Here is a 26,996-nt window from a genome sequence, read left to right as displayed (position 1 = left end):
CGCGGGCCTTAGACGTTATCGCCCTCCGTCGACGTCGTCGGCTTCGCCTGTTGCGCCCCCTGAACGCCCCATTTCCAGCCGCTGATCGACGGCATGTCGTCGCCGTGCTTCTCGATATATTCCCGATGTTCGATCAGCTTGGCCTGTATCGCCTGCTTGAAATAGGCGGCACGGGCGCCGAGCTGCGGCAGGCGGTCGATGACGTCGCCGGTGAGATGGAAGCGATCCAGCTCGTTCAGCACCACCATGTCGAACGGCGTCGTTGTCGTGCCTTCTTCCTTGTAGCCGCGCACATGCAGGTTGTCGTGGTTGGTGCGGCGGTAGGTGAGGCGATGGATCAGCCAGGGGTAGCCGTGGAAGGCGAAGATGATCGGCTTGTCCCTGGTGAAGATGCCATCGAAATCCCGATCAGAGAGGCCGTGGGGGTGCTCTTCCGCCGGCTGCAGCTTCATCAGATTGACGACGTTGACGACCCGGACCTTCACTTCGGGAAGATGCTCGCGCAACAACTGCACCGCTGCCAGCGTTTCGAGCGTCGGAACGTCGCCGCAGCAGGCCATGACGACGTCCGGCTCGCTGTTGGCATCATTGCTGGCCCAATCCCAGATGCTGACGCCCATGCTGCAATGGCGCACGGCCTGTTCCATCGTCAGCCATTGCGGCCCCGGTTGCTTGCCGGCGACGACGACGTTGATGTAGTTGCGGCTGCGCAGGCAATGGTCGGTGACGGAGAGCAGCGTGTTGGCATCCGGCGGCAGATAGACGCGGATGACGTCGGCCTTCTTGTTGACGACGTGATCGATGAAGCCCGGATCCTGGTGGCTGAAGCCGTTGTGGTCCTGCCGCCAGACATGGGAGCTCAGGAAGTAGTTCAGCGACGCGACGGGCCGACGCCAGGGGATCTCGTTGCAGACCTTCAGCCACTTGGCGTGCTGGTTGAACATCGAATCGATGATGTGAATGAACGCTTCGTAGCAGGAGAAGAAGCCGTGGCGGCCGGTCAAAAGATAGCCTTCGAGCCAGCCCTGGCACTGGTGTTCGCTCAAGACCTCCATGATTCGGCCATCCGGTGAGAGGTGATCGTCCTCCGGATAGATCTCGGCCATGTAGCAGCGATTGGTGACCTCGAGCACGTCCTGCCAGCGGTTGGAGTTGTTTTCATCCGGGCTGAACAGACGGAAGTTCCTGGAGTCCATGTTGGACTTCATGACGTCGCGCAGGAACTTACCCATGACACGGGCGGCCTCCACGGTCGTCGCACCCGGACGCGGAACGTCGACGGCATAATTCCGGAAAGCCGGCATCTTCAGGTCGCGCAGAAGCAGGCCGCCATTGGCGTGCGGATTGTCGCTCATGCGGCGATGCCCCGCCGGCGCCAGCGCTGCGATTTCGGGCTTCAGCCGGCCCTCGTCGCTGAAAAGCTCCTCGGGGCGATAACTCTTCATCCACTGCTCGAGGATGCGGATGTGCTCGGGCCTGTCCATCTCGCCCATCGGCACCTGGTGCGAGCGCCAGTAGTCCTCGCATTTCTTGCCGTCGATCTCCTTCGGACAGGTCCAGCCCTTGGGCGTGCGGAAGACGATCATCGGCCAGGCCGGCCGCTTCAGATTGCCCCTCACGCGGGCGTCGTCCCAGATCTGCCGGATCTCGGCCATCGCTGTATCGAGCACGCCGGCCAGTTGCTGGTGCACGCTATCCGGATCATGCCCTTCGACGAAATAGGGCTTGTAGCCCATGCCCTCGAAGAACTTCTGCAGCTCGTCGCGCGGAATGCGGGCGAGGAAGCACGGGTTGGCGATCTTGTAGCCGTTCAAATGCAGAATCGGCAGGACGCAGCCGTCGCGGGCGGGGTTCAGGAACTTGTTGCTTTGCCAACCGGTGGCCAACGGCCCGGTCTCGGCCTCGCCATCGCCGACGATGCAGGCGACGACGAGGTCCGGATTGTCGAAGGCCGCGCCATAGGCGTGGCTCAGCGCATAGCCGAGCTCACCGCCTTCATGGATGCTGCCGGGCGTTTCCGGCGCCACGTGGCTCGGTATGCCGCCCGGAAAGCTGAACTGCTTGAAGAGCCGCTGCATGCCTTCGGCGTCTTCGCCGATATCCGGATAGAACTCGCTATAGGTGCCTTCAAGATAGGCATGCGCCACGAGCGACGGTCCGCCGTGCCCCGGCCCGATGATATAGATCATGTTGAGATCGTCGCGCTTGATCACGCGGTTGAGATGCACATAGAGCATGTTGAGGCCGGGCGAGGTGCCCCAATGGCCGAGCAGGCGTGGCTTGATGTGTTCGCGTTTCAGCGGCTCGCGCAGCAGCGGATTGTCGAGCAGATAGATCTGGCCGACGGAAAGATAGTTCGAGGCCCGCCAATAGGCGTCCATCAGACGGAGTTCGTCCGATGACAACGGAGTTGCTGAATGCGATTTTCCGGATGCCGTCTCTTGCATCGATGCCGTTTCAGGCGAAACCATCTGAACCTCCCGATCATTAGGACATTGCCTGGATTTCTCAGGCTCGCGGTGGTGCAAGCCACTGCAGTCTTCTGAATTCGCTTCGGTTGTTGCCGTCTCCCGGTGGCGGGCGGAATGGTGGAACGCCTGTCTTCGGACGACAGCGGCAGGGATCGTCTTGCTATTTCAGCGTCGCGAGCACCTTCGTGCCGCGGCGATGTCAAAACGGGCGCTATTGCGGATACGGTTCCGAGAAGTGCTCGACCACGGCCCGAACGCCGCGGACATTTTCCGCGACGATCCGTGCGGCTCTCCGGCACTCGGCGGTCTCGACATTGCCCCAGAGATGGACGATGCCGTCGGTCACCGCGACCTTTATATCCAGCCCTTCGAGGCCGGTATTCTCGCCGAGGCGCACGAGAATGCTGCGCCGGATGGCTTCATCGCCTGCGGCCGTCTCGTCCTGTTTCGCCGACAAAACTGCCTGCAGCAGGTCGGCGCGGCTGACGATGCCGACCAGAATGCCGTTTCTGAGGACCGGAATGCGCTTGATGCCGCGCTCCTGCATCACCGCGGCTACACGCGCCGCGGACGCATCCTCATCGATCGTCACCGGATCGGCCGTCATCGCGTCGCCGACCCTCCAGGAGGAGCGCCGCACGTAGGCGTTGGCTCGATCATCGGCAGCTATCGTGGCGTCCACCATCGGGACGCCGCCCCCGAGTTCGGTCCGACGGATGAGATCCCCCTCGCTGATCAAGCCCACCAGACGACCTTCATCGTCAACGACGGGGAGGCCGCTGACGTGATTGTCGAGCATGATCCGGGCTGCCTGTCTGACGCTGTTGTCAGGGGATAGTTTGACGACCGATGTCGTCATTACATCTTTGACGCGCATGTCGATCCAACCCCGAATAGGACCTTGGTACCGTCATCAGCGGGCGTAAGGTAAACCTATCGCGGTTGTTCGACAACCGGTTGGCGCGATGCAATTTCAATGGAGGCAGATACAAGCTGCATCTTCTAGGAGAAGACACATTCTGCCGGCGCTTACTGTGAGAGCACGAGATTGTCACCCGTGTCTTACCGACAAACTTCCACCGATGTCTTCGGGTCGGACACTTAGGTCTTGGTGGAGCCGAAGGGAGTCGAACCCTCGACCTCCGCAGTGCGATTGCGGCGCTCTCCCAACTGAGCTACGGCCCCATCCCAAGTGGGATCATGTACAAATCTGCGGTCTTTGCAAGGGCTGTCGCGAGTGCTCAGCCGAGGAGCCCCGGCAAACAATCCATTGACATTTTCTCAAATTCAAGAGCGGCGACTGAAGCAAATGCGCATGACCCAGTGCATCGCTTAGCGACAACAGCGACCCATGCAAGGTTGTATTGGCGAATTTAGTTCTTCAGCGCCGAAGATCCGCAGGTGTGATGCAGAAAGGGCCGCTGGTCGAATACCAACGGCCCTTTCAATGACATCGTGATGTCACTCAACGGTGGCGGCGGCGGTGCTCGTCGCCGCAACAACAGCACCACCCATTTGCGATCTGCTCAGCTGCAGCCGCTCGTCGCGCCGCAGGTGTCGCACTTCTCGCAGGTGCCGTTGCGTACCATCGTGAAGTTCTGGCACTCGGTGCACATGTTGCCGGTGTAGCCCTGCATGATCGAGCGGGCGCGGCGTTCGGCTTCCACCTTCTTGGCATCCGTCTTGGCCGATGCCGCTTCGGCGGCTGCCTTGTCGGAGAAGAGGGCGGTCACTTCCTGCTCGACTTCGCCGGCGATCTCTTCGGCGAGTTCCGCAGCGCGCTCTTCATACTCGCGCTTGAAGGCGACGATTTCCGAGGTTGCAACGGCCGTTGCCGGCTCCAGCTTGCGGGCCGCGTTGCCGGCAATCGCCGTTACCGTCGCGCCGGAGGAAGCGCGGGCAGGGGCTGCCGTGGACGAGCCCTTGGGCTCGCTGGCGGTCCGGTCGCCGGTGCCGCCGACGATCGTCGGCTTGTAGCCGCGGGTCCAGCCGGTGGAGATCAGGTTGGTCTTGCCTTCCTGGATGCCCTTGCCGAGCGCGGTGTTGCCGAAGTCGGAGGTGTCGACATGGGCGAGATCGTGACGGCCGAGGTAGGAGACCGCCAGTTCGCGGAAGACGTAGTCGAGGATCGACGTCGCGTTCTTGATCGCATCGTTGCCCTGGACCATGCCGGCCGGCTCGAACTTGGTGAAGGTGAAAGCCTCCACATATTCTTCGAGCGGCACGCCGTATTGCAGGCCGAGCGAGATGGCGATGGCGAAGTTGTTCATCATCGCACGGAAGGCAGCACCTTCCTTGTGCATGTCGATGAAGATCTCGCCGAGGCGGCCGTCACCGAATTCACCGGTGCGCAGATACACCTTGTGACCGCCGACGACGGCCTTCTGGGTGTAGCCCTGGCGGCGGTTCGGCAGCTTTTCGCGGGCGCGGATCACCTTCTCGATGACGCGCTCGACGATCTTCTCGGTGATGGTGACGGCCTGGGCGGCGGCGGGCGCCTGGATCAGGTCTTCCAGCGCATCCTCGTCCTTGTCGTCCTCGATCAGCGAGGCGTTCAGCGGCTGCGACAGCTTGGAGCCGTCACGGTAGAGGGCATTCGCCTTCAGCGCCAGCTTCCAGGAGAGCATATAGGCGTTCTTGCAATCCTCGACGGTCGCCTCGTTCGGCATGTTGATCGTCTTGGAGATGGCACCCGAGATGAACGGCTGGGCGGCAGCCATCATGCGGATGTGGCTTTCGACCGAGAGGTAGCGCTTGCCGATCTTGCCGCAGGGGTTGGCGCAATCGAAGACCGGCAGGTGCTCGTTCTTGAGGAAAGGCGCGCCTTCAAGCGTCATCGCACCGCAGACGTGGATGTTGGCGGCCTCGATGTCCTTCTTCGAGAAGCCGATGTGCTCCAGCAGGTTGAAGTCCATCGCGCCGAGCTGCTCGTCGGTGACCTTCAGAGTGCCCTTGAGGAAGTCGGCGCCGAGCGTCCACTGGTTGAAGACGAACTTGATATCGAAGGCGCTCTTCAGCGCGGCGTTAACGGCTTCCACCTTCTCGTCGGTGAAGCCCTTGGCCTTCAGCGTCGTCGGGTTGATCGCCGGCGCCTGGTTCAGGTTGCCGTGGCCGACGGCGTAGGCTTCGATCTCGGCGATCTGGCTTTCGCTATAGCCGAGCGAACGCAGCGCTTCCGGAACGGCGCGGTTGATGATCTTGAAGTAGCCGCCGCCGGCGAGCTTCTTGAACTTGACGAGCGCGAAGTCGGGCTCGATGCCGGTCGTGTCGCAGTCCATGACGAGGCCGATCGTGCCGGTCGGCGCGATCACGGTCGCCTGGGCGTTGCGGTAGCCGTGCTTCTCGCCGAGTTCCAGCGCCTTGTCCCAGGCGCTCATGGCGTGAATGATCAGGTCCTGGTCCGGGTTGTCGGCGTGGATGAGCGCGACCGGGTTGACCGAGAGCGCCTCGTAACCGGTCGTCTCGCCATAGGCGGCGCGGCGGTGGTTGCGGATGACGCGCAGCATGTTGTCGCGGTTCGGCGCAAAGCCCGGGAACGGGCCCAGCTTCTCGGCCATTTCGGCCGACGTGGCGTAGGAGATGCCGGTCATGATCGCTGTGAGGGCACCGGCGATGGCTCGGCCTTCGGCGCTGTCATAGGGGATGCCCGAGGACATCAGCAGGCCGCCGATGTTGGCGTAGCCGAGGCCGAGCGTGCGGTACTCGTAAGAGAGTTCGGCAATCTCGCGGGACGGGAACTGCGCCATCATGACCGAGACTTCGAGAACGATCGTCCACAGGCGGACGGCGTGTTCGTAGTCGGCGATGTTGATGCGCTTGGTCGCCGCATCCTTGAACATCATCAGGTTCAGCGAGGCGAGGTTGCAGGCGGTGTCGTCGAGGAACATATATTCCGAGCACGGGTTCGACGCGCGGATCGGGCCGGCGGCCGGGCTCGTGTGCCAGTCGTTCATCGTCGTGTTGAAGTGCAGGCCCGGATCGGCGGACGCCCAAGCGGCGTAGGAGATCGACTCCCAGAGGTCACGAGCCTTCAGCGTCTTCAGGATACGGCCGTCCTTGCGGGCGGTCAGGTGCCAGTCGCCATCCGCTTCGACGGCGCGCAGGAAGTCGTCCTTGATCGAGACCGAGTTGTTGGAGTTCTGGCCCGAAACCGTGAGGTAGGCTTCCGAATCCCAATCGGTGTCGTAGGTCTTGAATTCGAGGTCTTTGTAGCCCTGCTTGGCGAACTGGATGACGCGCTGGACATAGTTTTCCGGAACCAGCGCCTGCTTGGCAGCGCGGATCTCGCGCTTCAGCGCCGGGTTCTGCTTCGGATCATAGCAGGCGTCGTCGGTGCCGTCGCAGTTGACGCAGGCCTTCATGATCGCCTTCAGATGCTTGGCGACGACCTTGGAGCCGGTGACAAGGGCGGCAACCTTCTGCTCTTCCTTGACCTTCCAGTTGATGTATTCCTCGATATCCGGATGGTCGATGTCGACGACGACCATCTTGGCGGCGCGACGGGTCGTGCCGCCCGACTTGATGGCGCCGGCAGCGCGATCGCCGATCTTCAGGAACGACATCAGGCCGGAGGACTTGCCGCCACCCGAGAGCTTTTCGCCTTCGCTGCGCAGGTGCGAGAAGTTGGAGCCGGTGCCGGAGCCGTACTTGAACAGGCGCGCTTCGCGCACCCAGAGGTCCATGATGCCGCCTTCGTTGACGAGATCGTCGGCGACCGACTGGATGAAGCAGGCGTGCGGCTGCGGGTGCTCGTAAGCGGACTTGGACTTCGTCAGCTTGCCGGTGAAGGGGTCGACATAGAAGTGGCCCTGGCCGGGGCCGTCAATGCCATAGGCCCAGTGCAGGCCGGTGTTGAACCATTGCGGCGAGTTCGGTGCTACGCGCTGGGTGGCAAGCATGTAAGCGAGTTCGTCGCGGAAGGCGGAGGCGTCTTCTTCCGTATCGAAATAGCCGCCCTTCCAGCCCCAATAGGCCCAGGTGCCGGCCAGGCGATCGAAGACCTGGCGGGCATCGGTTTCGGAACCGTACTGCTCTTCCTTCGGCAGCGCCTTCAGCGCTTCCTGATCGGGAACCGAGCGCCAGAGGAAGGAGGGGACATCGTTCTCCTCGACGCGCTTCATCTTGGCGGGAACGCCAGCCTTGCGGAAATACTTCTGGGCGAGAATGTCGGCAGCGACCTGGCTGAACTGCGCCGGAACGTCGATATCGGCAAGGCGGAAAACGATCGAACCATCGGGGTTCTTGATCTCACTCGTAGCCTTGCGGAATTCGATCTCCGCATAGGCGGATTGCCCGGCCTTGGTGAAACGACGTTCGATCTTCATTGTCCCTGGTCCTTCGTGTTGCCTAGCGCCCGCCACAGGCGCAATTGTCCCCGCCCGGCCGCGAGGGGCATCCCGCAGCCAGTCTCAGCTTCCGTCCTTGGAGAGAAACCCATAACTGGGTGACCCTGTATCTTGTGAGATAGGCTGACTGCAAGCACTAAATATAGTGTTAACAGCTGATTTATGCCAGCCAATTGTTGCTCAAGCGGGCCACAAAGATCGCACAAAAGCCCTCACGGCGACCGCATGGTGAAATCCATGACTGCCGCCTGTCAGAACCGACGATTTGGTGAGATGAACCGGGCGCTCAACAATCCGGTCCGCCGCCGTCGCAACGTGAAATCCATTAACCGTGAATCGTCCGGGGGCGTCAAGGGGTGGTTTGTGACGGAAGTTTGGGCGCTAGATGTTGTGTGGACCGACTGTGGAAAACGGGGACATCGGCCAACCCCATGAAAATCAGGCACTTCCAGAGGTTGCCTGTGAGACTGCCGCAACGGACAGCGCGAAATCAAAAAATTGACGGGTAAAAAACTGCATAAATTCTATCCCCAACGGTACCCTCGGTTGCACTTGCGGAAGCGATGTGGGTGGGTGTGGTGATTCGCGTCTTGCGCCTTGAGGCTGTTGGCCTTTTGGGCTCCCGCGGCGCAACGCCGACACCGCTTGGAGCGGCTGTTCCAGCGTCGCTGCGCGCCGGTGACGCCGGCTCAGGCACAAGGACTGGTAGGTTGGTAAGGGGTGAGCGGGATCAGGCACGTGCACTGATCCCGCCTTGGACCTCAATCGACGCGCTTCTGCAACTCACGGGCACCGTTCGGCGCATTCACCTTGCCCTCGGTGATGAAGTAGGCGAACACGTCGCGCGGCTCCTTCGCGGCCTTGCGCTCCGGAGCGCTCTTGTCGAGCCCGCTCGGCTCGTCGCCGCTTGCGAAGGTCTTGGCGCGATCGGCCCAGAGGTCGAGCTTGTCGGCTGGATAGCAGGTCTCGATGTCGTCGCTGCCCTTCTGCAGGCGGAGATAGACGAAATCGGCGGTAACGTCGGCGATCATCGGATAATCCGCATGTTCCGCGAGCACCACGGCAACGCCGTATTTCTCCAGCAGCGCCACGAATTCCGGAACCTGGAAGGTGGAATTGCGGACCTCGACCACATGGCGCAGCGCAAGCCCGTCCTGCTTTGCCGGCAGAAGTTTCAGAAAACCCTCGAAGTCGTCGGGTTCGAACTTCTTCGTCGGCGCGAACTGCCAGAGGATTGGCCCGAGATGGGGTCCGAGCTCGGTCAAGCCTTGCGTCAGAAATCGCTCCATGGATTCACCGGCTTCCGAGAGAACCTTGCGGTTGGTGACGAAGCGGCTCGCCTTCAACGAAAAGATGAAATCCTCGGGCACTTCGGAGGCCCACTTGGCGAAGGTCTCGGGTTTCTGCGAGGAGTAATAGGTGCCGTTCACCTCGATCGCGCGAAGCTGTTTGCTTGCGTATTCGAGCTGGCGCTTCTTCGCGAGCCCGCTCGGATAGAAGGTGCCCTCCCAGGGCTCGAAGGTCCAGCCGCCGATACCAACGCGGATCTTTCCGGATTTTGCCATGCCATCCTCCTCGACAACGGTCATCGCTTGACCGCGTGCTTTTCAGTCTTCGATCGATTTCGTCATGTCCACAAGTGTCCACCCTGGACGATAGGGATTGGGTCTGCGACCCGTTTCTTGAAATCCATAGGCGCGATAGAGCGCGATGTTTCGCTCCATGCGTGAATTGGTATAGAGCCGCACCTCCGGCAGGCCCCACTCGGCCGCCTTGCCATCCAGGAATTGCAGGAGCTCTATACCGAGCCCCTGGCCCTGACAGCCAGGCGCGACGGCAATGCTGAAGATCAGCAGGTGATCGGCGTGCCGCTCGAAGACGGCAAGTGCCACGACAACTTCATCTCGCTCCCGAAGCCAAACCTCACCGCGAAGAATCCGTGGGCCGTAGTCTTCGGTAACCGGAAGCGGCGGCCCGCCAAGAAGTGCCCGGTAGGGCTCGTAGGCCGCTTCGGTCAGGCTTTGCACAGCAGCCAGATCCTCCAGACGAGCAGGCCGCATCATGCCGCGATCACTCCTTGCGGTTGCCGATCGGCGTCGAGGCGATCACTCCGCCGCCTCGACCTTCTTCATCGGCCGGCGCTCCAAAAGCTCCTTGAGGAACTGGCCGGTATAGGAGCGCTTCTCCTTGACCACCTCCTCAGGCGTGCCCTTGGCGATGACCTCGCCGCCGCCATCGCCACCTTCGGGACCGAAGTCGATGATCCAGTCGGCTGTCTTGATGACTTCGAGATTGTGCTCGATGACGACGACGGAATTGCCCTGGTTCACAAGTTCATGCAGAACTTCAAGAAGCTTGGCCACGTCGTGGAAATGCAAGCCGGTCGTCGGCTCGTCGAGAATATAGAGCGTCCGGCCGGTGGAGCGCTTCGACAGTTCCTTCGCCAGCTTGACGCGCTGGGCTTCACCGCCCGACAGCGTGTTTGCCTGCTGACCGACCTTGATGTAGCCGAGGCCCACCTGGTTCAGCGTCACCAGCTTGTCGCGCACGGCGGGGACGGCGGCAAAGAACTCCACGCCTTCCTCAACCGTCATGTCGAGCACGTCGGCAATGGACTTGCCCTTGAAGTGCACGTCGAGCGTTTCGCGGTTGTAACGCTTGCCGTGGCAGACGTCGCAGGTGACGTAGACATCCGGCAGGAAGTGCATCTCGATCTTGATGACGCCGTCGCCCTGGCAGGCCTCGCAGCGGCCGCCCTTGACGTTGAAGGAGAAACGGCCCGGCTGATAGCCACGCGCTTTTGCCTCCGGCAGACCGGCAAACCAGTCGCGGATCGGCGTGAAGGCGCCGGTATAGGTCGCCGGGTTGGAGCGCGGCGTGCGGCCGATCGGCGACTGGTCGATGTCGATTACCTTGTCGATATGCTCGAAGCCATCGATGCGGTCGTGCTCCGCCGGGTTCTCGCGCGCGCCCATGATGCGGCGGGCAGCGGCCTTGTAGAGCGTTTCGATCAGGAAGGTCGACTTGCCGCCGCCGGACACACCGGTCACGGCGGTGAAGACACCGAGCGGGATCGAGGCGGTGACGTTCTTGAGGTTGTTGGCGCGGGCGCCGACGACGGTGATTTCCTTTTTCTTCTTCGCCTTACGACGTTCCGACGGGACCGCGACCGAAAGCTCGCCGGAAAGATACTTGCCGGTCAGCGATTTCGGATTGGCCATGATGTCCGATGGGGACCCTTGCGCGATGACCTCGCCGCCATGGATGCCCGCGGCCGGGCCGATGTCGACGACGTAATCGGCCGTCAGGATCGCGTCCTCGTCGTGCTCGACGACGATCACGGTATTGCCGATGTCACGGAGATGCCGGAGCGTTTCGAGCAGGCGGGCGTTGTCGCGCTGGTGCAGGCCGATTGACGGTTCGTCGAGCACGTAGAGCACGCCCGTGAGGCCCGAGCCGATCTGCGAGGCAAGCCGGATACGCTGGCTTTCACCGCCCGAGAGCGTTCCGGAATTGCGCGACAGGCTGAGATATTCGAGGCCGACATCGTTGAGGAAACGCAGACGGTCGCGGATTTCCTTGAGGATGCGGACGGCGATTTCGTTCTGCTTGGTGTTGAGATGCGCCGGCAGCGCCTCGAACCAGTCGCGTGCAACGCGGATCGACATGTCGGTGACCTGACCGATGTGCAGTTTGTCGATCTTGACCGCCAGCGCCTCTGGCTTCAAGCGGAAACCGGCGCAGGCCGGGCAGGGCGCGGCCGACATGTAGCGCTCGATCTCTTCGCGCGCCCAGGCGCTGTCGGTTTCCTTCCAGCGGCGCTCGAGATTGGGCACGATGCCCTCGAAATTCTTGGTGGTGTTGTAGGAGCGGGCGCCGTCCTCGTAGTGGAAGACGATCTTCTCTTCCGTTCCGTGCAGGATCGCATTCTGCGCAGCCGACGACAGTTCGTTCCAACGATTGCCGAGCTTGAAGCCGAAGGCCTTGCCGAGCGCTTCCAGCGTCTGGTTGTAATAAGGAGACGAGGACTTGGCCCAGGGGGCGATCGCGCCGTCACGCAAGGTTCTGTGCTCCTCCGGCACGATCAACGCCACGTCGATCTTCTGCTGGCTGCCGAGACCGTCACAGGTCGGGCAGGCGCCGAAGGGATTGTTGAACGAGAACAGGCGCGGCTCGATCTCGGGGATCGTGAAACCGGAGACCGGGCAGGCGAATTTTTCAGAAAACAGCACGCGCTCGTGGGTTTCGTTCAGCGACTTGTTGGCCGAGCCGCCTGCAGCCGTTTCTTCCGGCGGCAGCGGCTTGTCGGCGAATTCGGCAATGGCAAGCCCGTCGGCCAGCGTCAGGCAGGTCTCCAGGCTGTCGGCGAGGCGCGAGGAGAGATCCGGCCGCACGACGACACGGTCGACCACGACGTCGATGTCGTGCTTGTACTTCTTGTCGAGCGCCGGAACTTCGGCGATCTCGTAGAAGGTGCCGTCGACCTTGACGCGCTGAAAGCCCTTCTTCATCAGCTCGGCGAGTTCCTTCTTGTACTCGCCCTTGCGGCCGCGAACGAGCGGCGCGAGGATATAAAGGCGCGTGCCTTCGCCGAACTCCAGCACCCGATCGACCATCTGGCTAACCGTCTGGCTCTCGATCGGAAGGCCCGTCGCCGGCGAATAGGGCACGCCGACGCGCGCGAAGAGCAGGCGCATATAGTCGTAGATTTCGGTGACCGTCCCGACCGTCGAACGCGGATTGCGCGAGGTCGTCTTCTGCTCGATCGAAATCGCCGGCGACAGGCCGTCGATCTGGTCGACATCCGGCTTCTGCATCATCTCGAGGAACTGGCGCGCATAGGCCGACAGGCTCTCGACATAGCGGCGCTGCCCTTCGGCATAGATCGTATCGAAGGCGAGCGAGGACTTGCCGGAGCCGGACAGGCCGGTCATCACGATCAGCTTGTTGCGCGGCAGATCGAGGTCGATGCCTTTCAGATTGTGCTCGCGCGCACCACGAATGGAGATGGTCTTGAGTTCACTCATCGGAAGCCAGCTTTTGCATGTCGGTTGAAAGCCCCCTATGTAATGACGCTAACGCCCATGTCGAGGCGCAATCGGCAAAAGAGGCGGCCAATTCGAGTCGGTTGACAGGATCATAGCCAAATACTAGAACAAATAAAGAACAGATCGCCCATAAAACGACCAAAACTGTTGTGGATTATGTGCGAGGCGGGGCGTATCGGCGGCATCAGGCCGCTAAGATGCGCGCTCTTGAAATTCCAAGCCGGGCCTAAGGTCCGGTGAAACCACGGGAAAAGCAACATGGCTGGAAGCGTCAACAAGGTGATCTTGATCGGAAATGTCGGGGCAGACCCGGAAATCCGGCGCACGCAGGACGGCCGGCCGATCGCCAACCTGCGCATCGCAACCTCGGAATCCTGGCGCGACCGCAACAGCGGCGAGCGCCGTGAGAAGACCGAATGGCACACCGTCGTCGTCTTCAACGAGGGCCTCTGCAAGGTCGTCGAGCAATATGTGAAGAAGGGCGCCAAGCTCTATATCGAAGGCGCACTGCAGACCCGCAAGTGGCAGGACCAGAACGGCAACGACCGTTACTCGACGGAAGTCGTGCTGCAGGGCTTCAACTCGACGCTGACGATGCTTGACGGCCGCGGCGAGGGCGGCGGCTCCGGCGTCAGCCGCGGTGGCGGCAGCGACTTCGGCGGCAGCAGCTATGGCGGAGGCGGCGGCGGTTACGACGATTACGATCAGCCGCGCCAGTCGTCCGGCGGTGGACGCTCGGGCGGCCAGGGTGGCCAGGGCCAGGGCGGCGGCTTCTCACGCGATATGGACGACGACATTCCGTTCTGATCGGCGTAGCCAACTCGCACTGTTTCAGGCGCCGTGTCCGTTTGGGCACGGCGTTTCCGTTTGTCCGGAGGAAGCCACCGTCGTCTCGCGATGACTTCAGATCGTCGTCCTAGACGGCCATGGCGGATTTGACCCCGTCGACGACGAACTGGACGGCAAGGGCCGCCAGGATGACGCCGAGCAGGCGAGTCAGGATCGCGCGGCCGGTGACGCCGAGAAACCGGTCGATACGCTCGGCGATCACGAGCGCCAGGAAGAGGCTCAAGATCGACAGCGCGATGACGATGATGAGTTGCGTGCGCTCCACGGCCGTCGGGAACGAGCCGGCAAGCAGGATCGTCGCCGAGATCGCGCCTGGCCCGGCAATCAAGGGCAGGGCAAGCGGGAAGACCGCGATGTTATGAATGTGGTCCTTGGCGGTCGCGTTCTCGCCGGTCTTTTCCTTGCGCTCCTGCCGCTTCTCGAAAATCATCTCGAAGGAGATCCAGAAGAGCAGCAGGCCGCCGGCGATGCGGAAGGCGCCGATCGAGATGCCGAGCAGACCGAGGATACCGTTACCGAAGAGCGCGAAGGCCGCGAGAATGAAGAAGGCGATCAGCGAGCCGCGCGTGGCCACCTGAAAGCGCTCCTGCCGGCTGAGGCCGACCGTCAGGCTCAGGAAGATCGGCGCGAGGCCGGGCGGATCGAGGGTGACGAGAAGCGTGGTGAGCGCATTGACCAGGAGGTCGACATTGAACATCCGTTTCCCCTTCCGGATTCGCCCCGGGTTTTCCCGGTGGCATGAGGGCATTGTTAGGCAAGCCGCAAGCGCTTGGAAAGAGGGCGGCAAACAAAGTCTCAGCAATGACTTAATGAGCAATCCCTTGCGGCGAGCGGACCGCAAATGCACGGCGCCGCGGCGATTGGCGACGGGGGTCTTCCGATTTGCCGCGCAATGCCCTAGAAAAGCCTCCTCCGGCGGCAAAAGACTGTTCACAACTGCCGCATGGCTCGCCGGCTCCGGATCTGGATCACTGAGCGAATCATGCAGCGAATCAAAGCGTTACAGTGACATCTTCACACTTGGGCGGACGAATGGTGCCGTGGGCCGCAAATTGGCGATTCCGGTGGCAATCCGCTATAAATATCCGACTGATTCTGAACAAAGATCGTGATCACCATTGACTGAGCAAAGCACTCCCGGCGGCGGAAAAACTCCGCCAGGCATCGAGCCGATTTCCATCATCGAGGAAATGCAGCGGTCCTATCTCGATTACGCGATGAGCGTTATCGTCAGCCGCGCGCTTCCCGACGTGCGTGACGGTCTGAAACCCGTGCACCGCCGCATCCTCTACGGGATGAGCGAGCTCGGCATCGACTGGAACAAGAAATACGTCAAATGCGCCCGCGTCACCGGGGACGTAATGGGTAAGTATCACCCGCACGGCAACGCCGCGATCTACGACGCGCTGGCACGCATGGCGCAGGATTGGTCTCTCCGCCTGCCGCTGATCGACGGCCAGGGCAACTTCGGTTCCGTCGACGGTGACCCGCCGGCAGCGGAGCGCTACACCGAATGCCGCCTGCAGAAGGCAGCGCATTCGCTGCTCGACGATCTCGACAAGGAAACGGTCGACTTCCGCGACAACTATGACGGCACCCTGCAGGAGCCGTCCGTCGTTCCCGCGAAGTTCCCGAACCTGCTCGTCAACGGCGCCGGCGGCATCGCTGTCGGCATGGCGACGAACATCCCGCCGCACAATCTCGTCGAAGTCATCGACGGTTGCGCAGCGCTGATCGACAATCCGGCGATCGAATTGCCGGAACTGATGGAAATCATCCCGGGCCCGGACTTCCCGACCGGCGCGCTGATCCTCGGCCGCTCCGGCATCCGCTCGGCCTACGAGACCGGCCGCGGCTCGGTCATCATGCGCGGCCGCGCCCATATCGAGCCGATGCGCGGCGACCGTGAGCAGATCATCATCACCGAGATCCCGTTCCAGGTGAACAAGGCGACGATGATCGAGAAGATGGCCGAACTGGTGCGCGAGAAGCGCATCGAGGGCATCTCCGACCTGCGCGACGAATCGGACCGTCAGGGCTATCGCGTCGTCATCGAACTGAAGCGCGACGCCAATGCCGACGTCATCCTGAACCAGCTCTACCGCTACACGCCGCTGCAGACCTCCTTCGGCTGCAACATGGTGGCGCTGAACGGCGGCAAGCCCGAGCACATGACGCTGCTCGACATGCTCAGGGCCTTCGTTTCGTTCCGCGAAGAAGTCGTTAGCCGGCGTACGAAATACCTGCTGCGCAAGGCGCGCGACCGGGCCCATGTGCTCGTCGGTCTCGCCATCGCGGTCGCCAATATCGACGAAATCATCAAGCTCATCCGCCACGCGCCAGACCCGCAGACGGCACGCGAGCAATTGATGGAACGCCGCTGGCCGGCCCATGACGTCGAGAGCCTCATTCGCCTGATCGACGACCCGCGCCACCGCATCAACGAGGACGGCACCTACAACCTCTCGGAAGAGCAGGCCCGCGCTATCCTCGACCTGCGCCTGCAGCGCCTGACCGCGCTCGGCCGCGATGAAATCGGCGACGAGCTCAACAAGATCGGCGAGGAAATCAAGGATTACCTCGACATCCTGTCGTCGCGCCTGCGCATCATGTCGATCGTCAAGGAAGAACTCATCGCTATCCGCGACGAGTTCGGCACGCCGCGCCGCACCGAGATCATGGAAGGCGGCCCGGATATGGACGATGAGGACCTCATCGCCCGTGAAGACATGGTCGTGACCGTCTCGCATCTCGGCTACATCAAGCGCGTGCCGCTGACGACCTACCGGGCACAGCGCCGCGGCGGCAAGGGCCGTTCTGGCATGGCGACCAGGGACGAGGATTTCGTTACCCGGCTATTCGTCGCCAACACCCATACGCCGGTTCTGTTCTTCTCCTCGCGTGGCATCGTCTACAAGGAGAAGGTCTGGCGCCTGCCGATCGGCACGCCGCAATCGCGCGGCAAGGCTCTGATCAACATGCTGCCGCTGGAGCCCGGCGAGCGCATCACCACGATCATGCCGCTGCCCGAGGACGAGGCGACCTGGGAAAACCTCGACGTCATGTTCTCGACGACCCGCGGCACGGTTCGCCGCAACAAGCTGTCGGACTTCGTCCAGGTCAACCGCAACGGCAAGATCGCCATGAAGCTCGAGGAAGAGGGCGACGAGATCCTGTCTGTCGACACCTGCACGGAACATGACGACGTCATGCTGACGACGGCGCTCGGCCAGTGCATCCGCTTCCCGGTCGACGACGTGCGCGTCTTTGCCGGCCGCAACTCGATCGGCGTTCGCGGCATCAATCTCGGCGACGGCGACCGCATCATCTCGATGGCGATCCTTGGCCATGTCGACGCCGAACCGTGGGAGCGCGCTGCCTATCTCAAGCGCGCTGCCGCGGAGCGCCGGGCAACGAATGGCGACGAGGAAGAAATCGCGCTGGTTGGCGAGGAAGTCACCGATGGCGGCGAGCTTTCGAACGAACGCTACGAGGAGCTCAAGGCACGCGAACAGTTTGTGCTGACGGTCTCGGCCAAGGGCTTCGGCAAGCGCTCGTCGTCCTACGACTTCCGCACCTCCGGCCGTGGCGGCAAGGGCATCCGTGCCACCGATACGTCGCGGACCGCGGAAATCGGCGAGCTGGTCGCAGCCTTCCCGATCGAAGACAACGACCAGATCATGCTCGTCTCCGATGGCGGTCAGTTGATCCGCGTTCCGATCAATGGCGTCCGGCTGGCGAGCCGCGCGACCAAGGGCGTCACCATCTTCTCGACCGCCAAGGACGAGAAGGTCGTTTCGGTCGAGCGCATCAGCGAGCCGGATGGCGAAGACGAAGGCGAGGAGGCAGCCGTCGACAACGGCGTGCCGGAAACGCCAGCCGAATCCGAGGGCTAACCGCCCCGCGACCGACTAACCCAAAAAATTTGAGAGCCCGTCATCTTGGCGGGCTTTTCTCTTGCCCGATGCTAAACTGCCCTTTGCGACGGTCGCAAACGTGCCGATGGGAGCGGGGGTGTTGGGCGCGATCCGCGCTCGTCATCATGGAAGCCGTGCTCGACACGGTGGACGCGGATGGAGGCGATGTCTCCATCGTCAGGCGAGCAACCACTGAGCTAGGCGGAAGCATCGCTGTCCTCTGCCGCAGGTGCTGCTCCGCGAATGTAGTCGCGCAGCCCCTTGGCCAATGCGTCGAACGTGACGCGGCAGCGCGGCGCCGACTTCAGGTTCTCGTGCATCACCAGCCAGGTCTCGAGCTTCATCTCGAAGAGGCCGGGCAGAACCGGGAGAAGATCGGGGTCGCGCGCCGCCAAGCCGTTCTGGCAGATGCCGATGCCGAAGCCGGCGCGGATCGCCGCCAATTGGGCAAGGTTGCTGTCGGCCTTCAGCGCAAAGCGTGCCGCCGGTAGTTCGGGCGAGCGTGCGATAATCGCCCGGATTGCCGCGGTTTCCCGGTCGTAGCCGATCAGGCTGTGACCGGCGAGGTCGGCCAGTGCCTGCGGCATGCCGCGCCGCGCGATGTAACGGCGGTGGGCATGAAAGCTGATGGGGACAGCGCCGAGGTGGCGGGCGATCAAGGCATCCTGCGCTGGCGCGACCATGCGCACGGCGATATCCGCCTCCTGGCGCAACAGGTCTTCGACCGCATCGGAGGCGGAGAGTTCGATCGTCAGCTCCGGATAGGCCTCGTGCAGTTGCGCCAGGATCGGCGGCAGGACCTCGATGCCGATGACCTCGCTGGCGCTGATGCGCACCGTACCGCTGACGGCATCACGCTGGCTGGATGCGGCCCGCAAGAGCGCCGCCGATGTCGCGGAAAGCGTCTCGGCATAGGGCCTGAGCGCCAGCGCGGCATCGGTCGGCAGCAGGCCGTGCGGAGACCGCACGAAGAGCGGATAACCAAGTGATGCTTCCATGGCGTCTACGTGCCGACCGATGGTTGGCTGCGTCAGGCCGAGCTCGCGGGCGGCCGCGGACAGCGATCCCTCCCGCAACACCGCGAGGAACGTTCTGTAGAAGTCCCAGCTCAGATCCAGTTTGCTCATACATTTCAGTATATCTGCTCAAAGATATTCGGCAATTCCGTTTAGCCCCATGATGCGTGATCCTCTCTTCATCGAAATGGATGGAGCGTGACATGATCGAGACGCAGGAAAGAACAAGGATCGCACTGGTGCTCGGAGCGACAGGCGGCATTGGCAGCGCCGTCGCGCGCGGGCTCGACAAGCGCGGCTGGCAGGTGCGCGCCTTGAACCGAAACGCCGAGAAGGCGGCGCGGGCGGAGGCGGCATTCGACTGGCGGCAGGGCGATGCCATGAGCCCGCAGGACGTCCGCGCCGCGGCGGAAGGGGCCGATCTGATCGTGCACGCCGTCAATCCGCCCGGCTACCGCAACTGGGGCACCCTGGTGCTGCCGATGCTCGACAGCACCATTGCTGCGGCCAAGGCCACGGGGGCGCGCATCCTGCTGCCGGGAACGATCTACAATTTCGGCCGCGATGCCTTTCCCATTCTGACGGAGGACGCGCCGCAGAACCCGGATACGGACAAGGGCATGATCCGCAAGGAAATGGAACGTCGGCTGAAGGATGCGTCCGAGGCAGGCGTCGGCGTCATCATCGTCAGGGCAGGCGACTTCTTCGGCCCGGGAGCCGCGAACAACTGGTTTTCACAAGGGCTGGTAAAGCCCGGAAAACCGCTGACGGCGATTTCCTATCCCGGCCGCCAAGGCACCTCGCATCAGTGGGCCTATCTGCCCGATGTGGCGGAAACCATGATCCGCCTCGTCGAGCGTGCCGAGAACCTGCCGCGCTTTGCCGTCTATCACATGCGCGGCTTCCTCGACCGCAACGGCACAGAGATGGTCGCGGCGATCCGCCGTGCCGTCGGTAAGCCGGAGCTACCGGTGCGGGCCTTCCCCTGGTGGCTGATCGGCCTTGCCTCGCCCTTCGTCCCGCTCTTCAGGGAACTGCGCAAGATGCGCTACGTTTGGCGCGAACCGCTGAGAATGCCGAACGAGCGGCTGCTTGCCGTTCTCGGTGAAGAACCGCACACGCCGATTGACGAGGCGGTAGCGACGACGCTCAGGGGGCTTGGCTGCCTGCCGGTAGAGGCAGCCGCACGCACGAGCGCCGGCGACCGCGTTCTCGCCTGATCAGTTCTTGAAGACAAGGCAGGCGCCGCCGCTCTTGCGGATGGTGGTGCAGAGCTTGTTCGCTTCCGCCTGGGTCTCGCGGCCGATGCGTGCGGCGTAGCGAATCCGGAGGCCAAAGCTGGCATTGCGCTCCCTGAGCAACAAAGGCTTCTCGCTTCGAATCGATTCCGGCAGGCGCTTGACAGCGCGCACGAACAGGCGCTGCGCGACCGACTTTTGGAAATGCGCGGCGAGTTGTACGCCCCAGGGCGCCCATTCGGCTTCGTCGATCACCTCGATATCGCGAAGGTTGCGGGTGCTGGCGAGCGCCACGCAGCCATCGAGGAAGGTCTTGCTCTTGTCGAGCGTCAGGTCGAGCACCTTCGGTGGATTGTCGCGCCAGTCCTCGACGCTGTAGGCGGTGATCGCGAGCACGTAGTTGCGCGTTTCGGCCGGCAGCCAATCGACCTCGAGAAACCGCTCCAGCCCGTTCTCGCCGGCATTGTAGGCAGCGGCGGCAAAGCCGAGATTGCCATAGCGCGACTTGAGCTCGTTCAGATATTCCGCCGACTTTCCCAGCGCCTCGACGACATCGAAGCTGTTGTTGAGCCCCCGCAACTTCGCCGTTCCCGGCATGAACTGCGCGATCCCTTCGGCACCCTTGGGGCTGACCGCATTTGGCCGGAACAGGCTTTCGCGCCAGATCAGACGGGCGAAGAAGGCCGAAGGCAGGTCGTTGACCGTCGCGTAGTGGTCGATCACGCCGCAGACGTCGCGGGCGAAATTCTCCTTGCTGATGCAGAGCGCCTGCGCGGGATCTTTGGCCGATCGCCCCGAATAGACGCATTTCGGGCGAGGGGCGAGGTCATCGATGCGAGCGGCGGCGGGGGCCGCGACGAATACGGGTGCGCTGACAAGCAGCGCCAGCGCCGCTCTCGCGACCCGTGACCAAGCGACCGATCTCACCTTCCGCCGAAGACTCACGTTGCTGCGATCCAGAAACACGCCTTGTGCGTTCATAGCATCTCCAATCGCCTCGACAAGCGGTCATCGTCGAAGCGGATGCCGGGGCCTAACGTGGTGAGCCCGTCCGAAGTACCAGTTGCATGAATGTGAGATCGAGCCAGCGGCCGAATTTCGTGCCGACCTCGCGCATGCGACCGGTATCGACAAAGCCCAGTTGGGCGTGAAGGCGGATCGAGGCCGTGTTTTCCGATTCGATGCCCGCGATCATCACGTGCTTGTCCAGCCGTTCCGCTTCGGCGATCAGCGCGACCATGAGTTTGCGGCCGATGCCACCACCGCGACGATCCTTGTGAACGTAGACGGAATGCTCCACCGTGTGGCGATAGCCATCGAAGGCGCGCCAATCGCCGAAGGAGGCATAGCCGACGATATCTCCCTCGCCGGAGACGGCGACCAGCACCGGATAGCCTGCGTCCGCACGGGCTTTCAGCCAGGCCGCCCGATTGGCGACATCGACCAGGGTCTCGTTCCAGATCGCCGTCGTGTTCGCGACGGCGTCGTTGTAGATCTCGCAGATGGCTGGCAGATCGTCTTGGATGGCCGCCCTGATCAACATATGCTTGCTCCTCGCATTCGTCCACTATATGATTACATCATGAATACTAAAGTAGACGGCCTGGATCAACGGCTCAGTGAACGAATTCGTCTTGAACGGGAAGCGCGCGGCTGGTCGCTGAGCGAACTTTCAGAGCGCTCCGGTGTCTCGCGCGCAATGATCCACAAGGTCGAGCGGGGCGACAGCAGCCCGACGGCGACATTGCTCGCAAAGCTTGCGGGCGCGTTCGGCCTGACGATGTCCAGCCTGATCGCGCGAGCGGAAATGAGCCAGGGCAGGCTGTCGCGACGGCGGGATCAATCGGTGTGGCGCGATCCGCAAACGGGATATCTTCGGCGCCACGTTTCACCGATGTCGGACCTGCCGCTCGAACTTGTCGAGGTCGAGCTTCCGGCCGGCGCGGAGGTGCCGATCCCGGCATCCGCCTATGCGCTTCATCGTCGATGGATATGGGTGAAACAAGGCAGCCTCACCTTTGTGGAAGGCCTTGAGACCCACGTTCTTGGCGAGGGGGACTGCCTGGAACTCGGGCCACCGCAGGATTGCGTCTTCCGCAACACCGGCAGCGAGGCGTGCATTTATGCCGTCATCCTGTTGAGGACCGGCTGAGCTTAGCGATCGAGCTCGGCGATTGCGATCTCGGCCATCGTCAGATCGCTCTCGACGCCGAAGTCGTCACCGTCCTCCACGAACCAGGCAGCGGAAAGCCCGGCATAGGCCAGCACCCAATTGAGGATGCGGCGCGGGTGAAGTCCCGTCTCCTCCGCGACAATCGGCAGATGCCGTTGCAGCCGGCCAGGAACGGTGACCAAAGGCAGTTCCGGATTGCAGAACAGGTTGGCATAGTCGTAGCCGCGATCGCCGAATACGCGCTTCGGATCGATCGCCAGCCAGCCGCGGTCGCCGAAATCGAGGATGTTGGCGTGGTGCACGTCGCCATGCAACACGACGGGCGGTTCCGGCTCGGCAAATAGGCCCTTCGCCGCTTCGAGCGCACGTACAAACAGGCCACCTTGGGCAGGGGCGGCGGCCTCCAGCGAGGCGAACCATTTGTCGAGCGGGACGAGATCTTGCGGAACGGGCGTCGAACGTGGCGCATGCAGTTCCGCAACCGTGCGGCAGATGATGCGCGTCGCGTCTTCATCGCTTCCTGTCATTGCCATGTGGAACAGGTTGCGTTGGCTATCCGTGCGCTCCATCAGTACGGCATCGCCGTCGGATTCATAGACCTTCGCGGCGCCTTGCCCGTTCCAGTAAAGCAGCGGCAGGCGACCGAATTTTTCTTCGGGATCCTGCGCGACTTTGAGCATCGCCGACTGGTTGCCGTAGCGAACGGGATGAAGATGGCTGGAGGGCGTGACGATAATTCCACCGTCCGGCTGCAATGACCATTTTTCAAAATATGAAGAAAACATAAGGGGTTGATTTCCCAATGGACACATGCCCCGCCGAGGTGACGGGGCATGGGCCATGTGGGAGCGTCAGGCGACCTGTTCAAGGGACGGATAGTCGGTGTAGCCCTTGGCGCCGCCGCCATAGAAGGTTGCCTGGTCCGGCGTGTTGAGTGGTGCGTCGCGCTTCAGCCGCTCGACGAGATCCGGATTGGCGATGAACGGCTTGCCGAAAGCGACGAGATCGGCTTCGCCGTCCCTGACCGTCTTCATCGCCAGCGCCTTGTCATAGCCGTTGTTCGTCATCCAGGCAGCCTTGCCGCCTGCCGCTGCATAGGTGGCACGCAGGGCGTCATAATCGAACGGCCGGTCACCCTGCTGGTGATCACGTGGACCACCCGTCGCGCCTTCGATGATATGGATATAGGCGAGGGGATAGCGGGCGAGATTCTTGACCACGTAACCGAACACCGTTTGCGGCTCCGGATCGAAGACGTCGTTGGCGGGCGTAACGGGTGAAAGGCGGATGCCGACGCGGCCGGCGCCGATTTCCCTCGTCACGGCATCCATGACCTCGAACAGGAAGCGAGCACGATTCTCGATCGAACCGCCGTACGAATCCGTCCGATGGTTCGAACCGGAACGCAGGAACTGATCGATGAGATAGCCATTGGCCGCATGGATCTCGATGCCATCGAAGCCGGCATCGATCGCGGCGCGCGCAGCCTTGCGGTAGTCCTCGACGATACCTTCGATCTCGGCAACTTCCAGCGCGTGCGGTTCGGAGGTTTCGGCAAAGGAACCGGTGCCATCCGGATTGATCAGATAGGTCTTGGATTTGGCGCGAATTGCAGACGGCGCAACCGGCTTGAGACCGTCCGGCTGCAGCGAATTGTGCGAGATACGGCCGACATGCCACATCTGCACGATGATCCGGCCACCCTTCGCATGCACCGCATCCGTCACCTTGCGCCAGCCTTCCAACGCCTCCGGCGTATAGAGGCCGGGCACGTCGGCATAGCCCTGGCCCTGCTGCGTGATCGCCGTTCCCTCGGTAATCAGCAAGCCGGCCGTTGCACGCTGCTCGTAATAGGTGACGTTCAATGTGTTCGGTACGGCGCCGGGAGAACGGTTGCGCGTCAGCGGCGCCATGACGATGCGGTTCTTCAGCGGGATATCGCCGATGGTGATGGGGTCGAAAAGCGAGGCCATGGGAGGTCCTTTCATGGAGGTCTGTTTGGGAGGCTGCTTGGGAGGTGTTGCGGTTCAGAGGTCGCCGATGCTCTTGAGGAAGGCGGCAATCGCCTCTTCGTCACGACGGTAGAAGATCCACTGGCCGACCCGGCGCGTTGTCACGAGGCCGGCGCGCTGAAGCACCGCGAGGTGCGAGGAAACGGTCGACTGCGACAGGCCGCAGCGTTCGAACTGACCGGCGCATACGCCGAGATCGAACGGATGCTCCTGCGTCGGGAAATGGAGCTGCGGCTCTTTCAGCCAGGCGAGGATGTTCACCCGCACTGGATGGGCAAGCGCTTTCAATATCTCTTCTCGGTCCATTGTATATCGCCATATCGGGTTTTATCGATAGATGTATCGTGAAAGCACGATATTCAATTCACAAGGCCGTGAGCACCGCGAGGGCAAAAAAAAGGGCCTCAAGAAACTTGGGCCCTTGTAGTTGTGAAGGTAATGAGAACCTCCAGAGGGGAACAGCTAATGCGGTGGCGGGGAGGAGAAGCCACCAAGAATGCATCAGCTACAATTTATATGGGAAGCGAAGTATCGGCTTTCAATAGCCGGCTGTGATTTTCATCACGGTTCGCCCGTATCTAACAGTAGACAAAAAAAGAGGGCCACAAGATGACTTGGGCCCTTATAAGTTGTGAAGGTAATTTAAACCTCCAGAGGGGAACAGCTGCTGCGGTGGCACTGGGAGGAGAAGCCACCAAAGATGCATCAGCTGAGTTGGGTATGCTGCTTTTTTGGGCGGGCAACAATCATTTAATATGCATGACAGCCATGCCATGTGCGCATCCCTGCACATTTTTGCATCGCACAATAAAAATGTGCCGCATAAAACAGAGGGCGCATTCAAAATATCACATCAGAAACAGTCAGTTATGGACGAATCTAGGAAATGCTCACAAAAAGAGCATTTGCCAGGCCAGCGTCAGAAGTTCCAGTTCCGCGCCTTGGCGACGATGTAGTCACGGAAGACCTTGAGCTTCGCAGCGTTCTTCATCTCGTCGGGATAGCAGAAATAGGTATCGAACGACGGGATGTCGGCACTGATCGGAAGCTGGATGAGGCCAGGGTCGCGGCCGACGATATAGTCCGGCAGCATGGCGATGCCGATGCCCAGCAGGCAGGCGCGCTTGATCGAGGTCTGGCTGTTGATCTGCAGGTGCGACACGCGCGGATTGTCGGAATCGCGGCCAGCGATCTCGAGCCAGTTCACATCGAGCAGATAGTTCGGCGCCGGTTCGCCGAAGGTGATGATGCGGTGATTGTCGAGGTCGTTGATCGACTGCGGTTCACCATACTTGTTGATGTAGGACGGCGCAGCGTAGACGTGCATATGCACCGTGAACAGCTTGCGCTGAATGAGGTCCGACTGCTGCGGCTGGCGCAGGCGAATGGCGCAGTCCGCATGGCGCATGTTCACGTCGAGCTCTTCGTTGTCGAGGATGAGCTGGACCTGCACGTCCGGATGCAGCGACATGAATTCCTGGATCTTGTCCGTGAGCCACCCCTGGCCGAGACCGACGGTCGTGGTGATGCGCAGCTTGCCGCTCGGCTTGTCGGTGGTCTCGCTGAGCTGGATCTTGACGCTTTCGAGCTTCATCAGCACTTCGTGCGCGGTGCGGTAGAGGATCTCGCCCTGTTCGGTGAGGATCAGGCCGCGCGCATGGCGGTGAAACAGCTTGATGCCGACGTCCTGTTCAAGCGAACTCACCTGCCGGCTGATCGCCGATTGCGAAAGATGGAGCTTGTCTGCCGCATGCGTGAACGACCCAGCCTCGGCCGCCGCGTGAAAAATGCGCAGTTTGTCCCAGTCCAGCGACATGAAGTCCCCCATATGAAACCACTCCGGGAGACGGGGTCCTGTCTCCCGGATGTGGCTGATGCGTCTGTTCCCACACGGGGAGGTGCCTCAGGACACCCGCCCCGATTCGCAGCTTCTATTCGGCTGCAATTGCGACGGGCATATGACCCGCCAGGTATTTCTCGGCCTCGAGCGCTGCCATGCAGCCCATGCCGGCCGCCGTCACCGCCTGACGATAGATGTCGTCCGTAACATCGCCTGCGGCAAAAACGCCGGGTACGTCGGTCGCCGTCGAATCGGGCGCGGTCCACAGATAGCCGTTGGACTTTTGCCGAAGCTTGCCTTTGAAAAGCTCGACCGCCGGCGCGTGGCCGATCGCGACGAAGACGCCGTCTGTGACCATGTCCGAGGTCTCGCCAGTCTTGGTGTTGCGCAGCTTCACGCCGTTGACCGAAGCAGGCATCGGCGGTTTCGCCGGAGTACCCAGGTACTCGACGACCTCGTGGTCCCAGATCACCTTGACATTCGGCTTGGCGAACAGGCGCTCCTGCAGGATCTTCTCGGCGCGGAAGGAATCGCGGCGGTGCACGACGGTGACGGTCTTGGCGAGATTCGACAGATACAGCGCTTCTTCCACGGCCGAGTTGCCGCCGCCGACGACGATGACGTCCTTGTTGCGGTAGAAGAAGCCGTCGCAGGTGGCGCAGGCCGAGACGCCGAAGCCCATGAAGGTGTGTTCGGTCTCGATGCCGAGCCATTTGGCCTTGGCGCCGGTTGCGATGATCAGGGCATCCGCTGTCCAGTCGCTACCGCTGTCGGTCTTGACGCGGAACGGGCGCACCGACAGATCGACATCGGTCACGAGATCGTTGACGATCTCTGCGCCGACATGTGTCGCCTGCTTCAGCATCTGCTCCATCATCCAGGGCCCCTGAACCGGATCGGCATAACCCGGATAGTTCTCCACGTCGGTGGTGATCATCAGCTGGCCGCCCTGTTCCAGGCCGGCGATCAGCACCGGCTCGAGCATGGCGCGCGCCGTGTAGATGGCAGCGGTATAACCAGCCGGGCCGGAGCCGACGATCAGCACTTTCACGTGACGGGCAGTCATAGTCTTGTCCTTCGTTCACGG

19 protein-coding genes and 1 tRNA gene are annotated in these 26,996 nt (G+C 62.1%); 4 read left to right on the top strand and 16 right to left on the bottom strand.

The window, feature by feature from the left end; translation table 11 throughout:
• Window positions 1-8: 8 nt before the first annotated feature.
• From QM996_RS07320 to uvrA, 7 genes are all read right to left on the bottom strand, one after another.
• The gene (locus QM996_RS07320) at window positions 9-2,471 is read right to left on the bottom strand and encodes a phosphoketolase family protein (RefSeq protein ID WP_500269859.1); all 2,463 of its coding nucleotides are present in this window, start codon (window positions 2,469-2,471) and stop codon (window positions 9-11) included.
• A gap of 211 nt (window positions 2,472-2,682) precedes the next feature.
• Window positions 2,683-3,348 carry a CBS domain-containing protein gene (locus tag QM996_RS07315; protein WP_500269858.1) on the bottom strand — a complete coding sequence of 222 codons (666 nt, stop codon included), beginning with the start codon at window positions 3,346-3,348 and terminating at the stop codon, window positions 2,683-2,685.
• A gap of 232 nt (window positions 3,349-3,580) precedes the next feature.
• Window positions 3,581-3,656 (bottom strand) — tRNA-Ala (locus tag QM996_RS07310).
• Between the two features lie 341 nt (window positions 3,657-3,997).
• Window positions 3,998-7,795 (bottom strand): vitamin B12-dependent ribonucleotide reductase, encoded by a 3,798-nt coding sequence (locus tag QM996_RS07305; protein WP_500269857.1) that lies wholly within the window; start codon window positions 7,793-7,795, stop codon window positions 3,998-4,000.
• Between the two features lie 782 nt (window positions 7,796-8,577).
• Window positions 8,578-9,381 carry a DUF72 domain-containing protein gene (locus QM996_RS07300; RefSeq protein WP_500269856.1) on the bottom strand — a complete coding sequence of 268 codons (804 nt, stop codon included), beginning with the start codon at window positions 9,379-9,381 and terminating at the stop codon, window positions 8,578-8,580.
• 42 nt (window positions 9,382-9,423) lie between these two features.
• Complete coding sequence (locus tag QM996_RS07295) at window positions 9,424-9,876, bottom strand: GNAT family N-acetyltransferase (RefSeq protein WP_500270270.1); 453 nt, start codon at window positions 9,874-9,876, stop codon at window positions 9,424-9,426.
• A 45-nt stretch (window positions 9,877-9,921) separates the two neighbouring features.
• Window positions 9,922-12,843: an excinuclease ABC subunit UvrA gene (uvrA, locus tag QM996_RS07290; protein ID WP_500269855.1), complete on the bottom strand. Its 2,922-nt coding sequence runs from the start codon at window positions 12,841-12,843 to the stop codon at window positions 9,922-9,924.
• Between the two features lie 279 nt (window positions 12,844-13,122).
• Here uvrA and QM996_RS07285 point away from each other — a divergent pair, with 279 nt between their 5' ends.
• Window positions 13,123-13,671: a single-stranded DNA-binding protein gene (locus QM996_RS07285; protein ID WP_500269854.1), complete on the top strand. Its 549-nt coding sequence runs from the start codon at window positions 13,123-13,125 to the stop codon at window positions 13,669-13,671.
• A gap of 109 nt (window positions 13,672-13,780) precedes the next feature.
• Here the strand turns inward: QM996_RS07285 and QM996_RS07280 are convergent, their stop codons facing one another.
• A complete protein-coding gene (locus QM996_RS07280) occupies window positions 13,781-14,410 on the bottom strand; it encodes a MarC family protein (RefSeq protein WP_500269853.1) in 630 nt (209 codons plus the stop codon).
• Window positions 14,411-14,831: 421 nt separating this feature from the next.
• On the opposite strand from QM996_RS07280, the gene gyrA reads away from it, so the two are divergent.
• Complete coding sequence (gyrA, locus tag QM996_RS07275) at window positions 14,832-17,609, top strand: DNA gyrase subunit A (RefSeq protein WP_247958970.1); 2,778 nt, start codon at window positions 14,832-14,834, stop codon at window positions 17,607-17,609.
• A 218-nt stretch (window positions 17,610-17,827) separates the two neighbouring features.
• On the opposite strand, the gene QM996_RS07270 is transcribed toward gyrA, so the two are convergent.
• On the bottom strand, window positions 17,828-18,757 hold the full coding sequence (locus QM996_RS07270) for a LysR family transcriptional regulator (protein ID WP_500269852.1): 930 nt from the start codon (window positions 18,755-18,757) through the stop codon (window positions 17,828-17,830).
• A gap of 92 nt (window positions 18,758-18,849) precedes the next feature.
• Here QM996_RS07270 and QM996_RS07265 point away from each other — a divergent pair, with 92 nt between their 5' ends.
• On the top strand, window positions 18,850-19,866 hold the full coding sequence (locus QM996_RS07265; protein WP_500269851.1) for a Rossmann-fold NAD(P)-binding domain-containing protein: 1,017 nt from the start codon (window positions 18,850-18,852) through the stop codon (window positions 19,864-19,866).
• Here QM996_RS07265 and QM996_RS07260 read toward each other — a convergent pair whose 3' ends face one another.
• Both QM996_RS07260 and QM996_RS07255 read right to left on the bottom strand, forming a co-directional pair.
• Window positions 19,867-20,865: a lytic transglycosylase domain-containing protein gene (locus QM996_RS07260; RefSeq protein ID WP_500269850.1), complete on the bottom strand. Its 999-nt coding sequence runs from the start codon at window positions 20,863-20,865 to the stop codon at window positions 19,867-19,869.
• Between the two features lie 52 nt (window positions 20,866-20,917).
• Complete coding sequence (locus QM996_RS07255; protein WP_500269849.1) at window positions 20,918-21,427, bottom strand: GNAT family N-acetyltransferase; 510 nt, start codon at window positions 21,425-21,427, stop codon at window positions 20,918-20,920.
• A 39-nt stretch (window positions 21,428-21,466) separates the two neighbouring features.
• Between QM996_RS07255 and QM996_RS07250 the strand changes: the two genes are divergently transcribed.
• Window positions 21,467-22,036 carry a helix-turn-helix domain-containing protein gene (locus QM996_RS07250; protein WP_500269848.1) on the top strand — a complete coding sequence of 190 codons (570 nt, stop codon included), beginning with the start codon at window positions 21,467-21,469 and terminating at the stop codon, window positions 22,034-22,036.
• 2 nt (window positions 22,037-22,038) lie between these two features.
• Here QM996_RS07250 and QM996_RS07245 read toward each other — a convergent pair whose 3' ends face one another.
• The 5 genes from QM996_RS07245 to trxB form a co-directional block, all read right to left on the bottom strand.
• Window positions 22,039-22,842, bottom strand: a complete 804-nt coding sequence (locus tag QM996_RS07245; protein WP_500269847.1) for an aminoglycoside phosphotransferase family protein — start codon at window positions 22,840-22,842, stop codon at window positions 22,039-22,041.
• A 66-nt stretch (window positions 22,843-22,908) separates the two neighbouring features.
• Window positions 22,909-24,030: an alkene reductase gene (locus tag QM996_RS07240; RefSeq protein WP_500269846.1), complete on the bottom strand. Its 1,122-nt coding sequence runs from the start codon at window positions 24,028-24,030 to the stop codon at window positions 22,909-22,911.
• Between the two features lie 54 nt (window positions 24,031-24,084).
• Window positions 24,085-24,375, bottom strand: coding sequence for an ArsR/SmtB family transcription factor (locus tag QM996_RS07235; protein ID WP_500269845.1), 291 nt, complete (start codon window positions 24,373-24,375; stop codon window positions 24,085-24,087).
• 613 nt (window positions 24,376-24,988) lie between these two features.
• Window positions 24,989-25,885: a LysR family transcriptional regulator VtlR gene (locus QM996_RS07230; RefSeq protein ID WP_173518131.1), complete on the bottom strand. Its 897-nt coding sequence runs from the start codon at window positions 25,883-25,885 to the stop codon at window positions 24,989-24,991.
• Between the two features lie 115 nt (window positions 25,886-26,000).
• A complete protein-coding gene (gene trxB, locus QM996_RS07225) occupies window positions 26,001-26,975 on the bottom strand; it encodes an NAD(P)/FAD-dependent oxidoreductase (RefSeq protein ID WP_500269844.1) in 975 nt (324 codons plus the stop codon).
• Window positions 26,976-26,996: the final 21 nt, after the last annotated feature.

The sequence above is a fragment of the Sinorhizobium chiapasense genome, assembly GCF_045277575.1.
Lineage (GTDB): Bacteria > Pseudomonadota > Alphaproteobacteria > Rhizobiales > Rhizobiaceae > Ensifer > Ensifer chiapasense_A.
The sequence above is the reverse complement of the archived record's forward strand: the minus strand, read 5'-3'. Positions and strand labels throughout refer to the sequence as shown.

What these genes read in the sequence shown, in the direction of transcription:
- QM996_RS07260 (WP_500269850.1), bottom strand. Translation starts at nt 20,865, where the DNA reads ATGAACGCACAAGGCGTGTTTCTGGATCGCAGCAACGTGAGTCTTCGG.
- QM996_RS07235 (WP_500269845.1), bottom strand. Translation starts at nt 24,375, where the DNA reads ATGGACCGAGAAGAGATATTGAAAGCGCTTGCCCATCCAGTGCGGGTG.
- QM996_RS07250 (WP_500269848.1), top strand. Translation starts at nt 21,467, where the DNA reads ATGAATACTAAAGTAGACGGCCTGGATCAACGGCTCAGTGAACGAATT.
- QM996_RS07305 (WP_500269857.1), bottom strand. Translation starts at nt 7,795, where the DNA reads ATGAAGATCGAACGTCGTTTCACCAAGGCCGGGCAATCCGCCTATGCG.
- QM996_RS07280 (WP_500269853.1), bottom strand. Translation starts at nt 14,410, where the DNA reads ATGTTCAATGTCGACCTCCTGGTCAATGCGCTCACCACGCTTCTCGTC.
- QM996_RS07315 (WP_500269858.1), bottom strand. Translation starts at nt 3,348, where the DNA reads ATGCGCGTCAAAGATGTAATGACGACATCGGTCGTCAAACTATCCCCT.
- QM996_RS07240 (WP_500269846.1), bottom strand. Translation starts at nt 24,030, where the DNA reads ATGGCCTCGCTTTTCGACCCCATCACCATCGGCGATATCCCGCTGAAG.
- QM996_RS07270 (WP_500269852.1), bottom strand. Translation starts at nt 18,757, where the DNA reads ATGAGCAAACTGGATCTGAGCTGGGACTTCTACAGAACGTTCCTCGCG.
- QM996_RS07300 (WP_500269856.1), bottom strand. Translation starts at nt 9,381, where the DNA reads ATGGCAAAATCCGGAAAGATCCGCGTTGGTATCGGCGGCTGGACCTTC.
- trxB (WP_500269844.1), bottom strand. Translation starts at nt 26,975, where the DNA reads ATGACTGCCCGTCACGTGAAAGTGCTGATCGTCGGCTCCGGCCCGGCT.
- QM996_RS07230 (WP_173518131.1), bottom strand. Translation starts at nt 25,885, where the DNA reads ATGTCGCTGGACTGGGACAAACTGCGCATTTTTCACGCGGCGGCCGAG.
- QM996_RS07285 (WP_500269854.1), top strand. Translation starts at nt 13,123, where the DNA reads ATGGCTGGAAGCGTCAACAAGGTGATCTTGATCGGAAATGTCGGGGCA.
- uvrA (WP_500269855.1), bottom strand. Translation starts at nt 12,843, where the DNA reads ATGAGTGAACTCAAGACCATCTCCATTCGTGGTGCGCGCGAGCACAAT.
- QM996_RS07255 (WP_500269849.1), bottom strand. Translation starts at nt 21,427, where the DNA reads ATGTTGATCAGGGCGGCCATCCAAGACGATCTGCCAGCCATCTGCGAG.
- QM996_RS07295 (WP_500270270.1), bottom strand. Translation starts at nt 9,876, where the DNA reads ATGCGGCCTGCTCGTCTGGAGGATCTGGCTGCTGTGCAAAGCCTGACC.
- QM996_RS07245 (WP_500269847.1), bottom strand. Translation starts at nt 22,842, where the DNA reads ATGTTTTCTTCATATTTTGAAAAATGGTCATTGCAGCCGGACGGTGGA.
- QM996_RS07320 (WP_500269859.1), bottom strand. Translation starts at nt 2,471, where the DNA reads ATGGTTTCGCCTGAAACGGCATCGATGCAAGAGACGGCATCCGGAAAA.
- QM996_RS07265 (WP_500269851.1), top strand. Translation starts at nt 18,850, where the DNA reads ATGATCGAGACGCAGGAAAGAACAAGGATCGCACTGGTGCTCGGAGCG.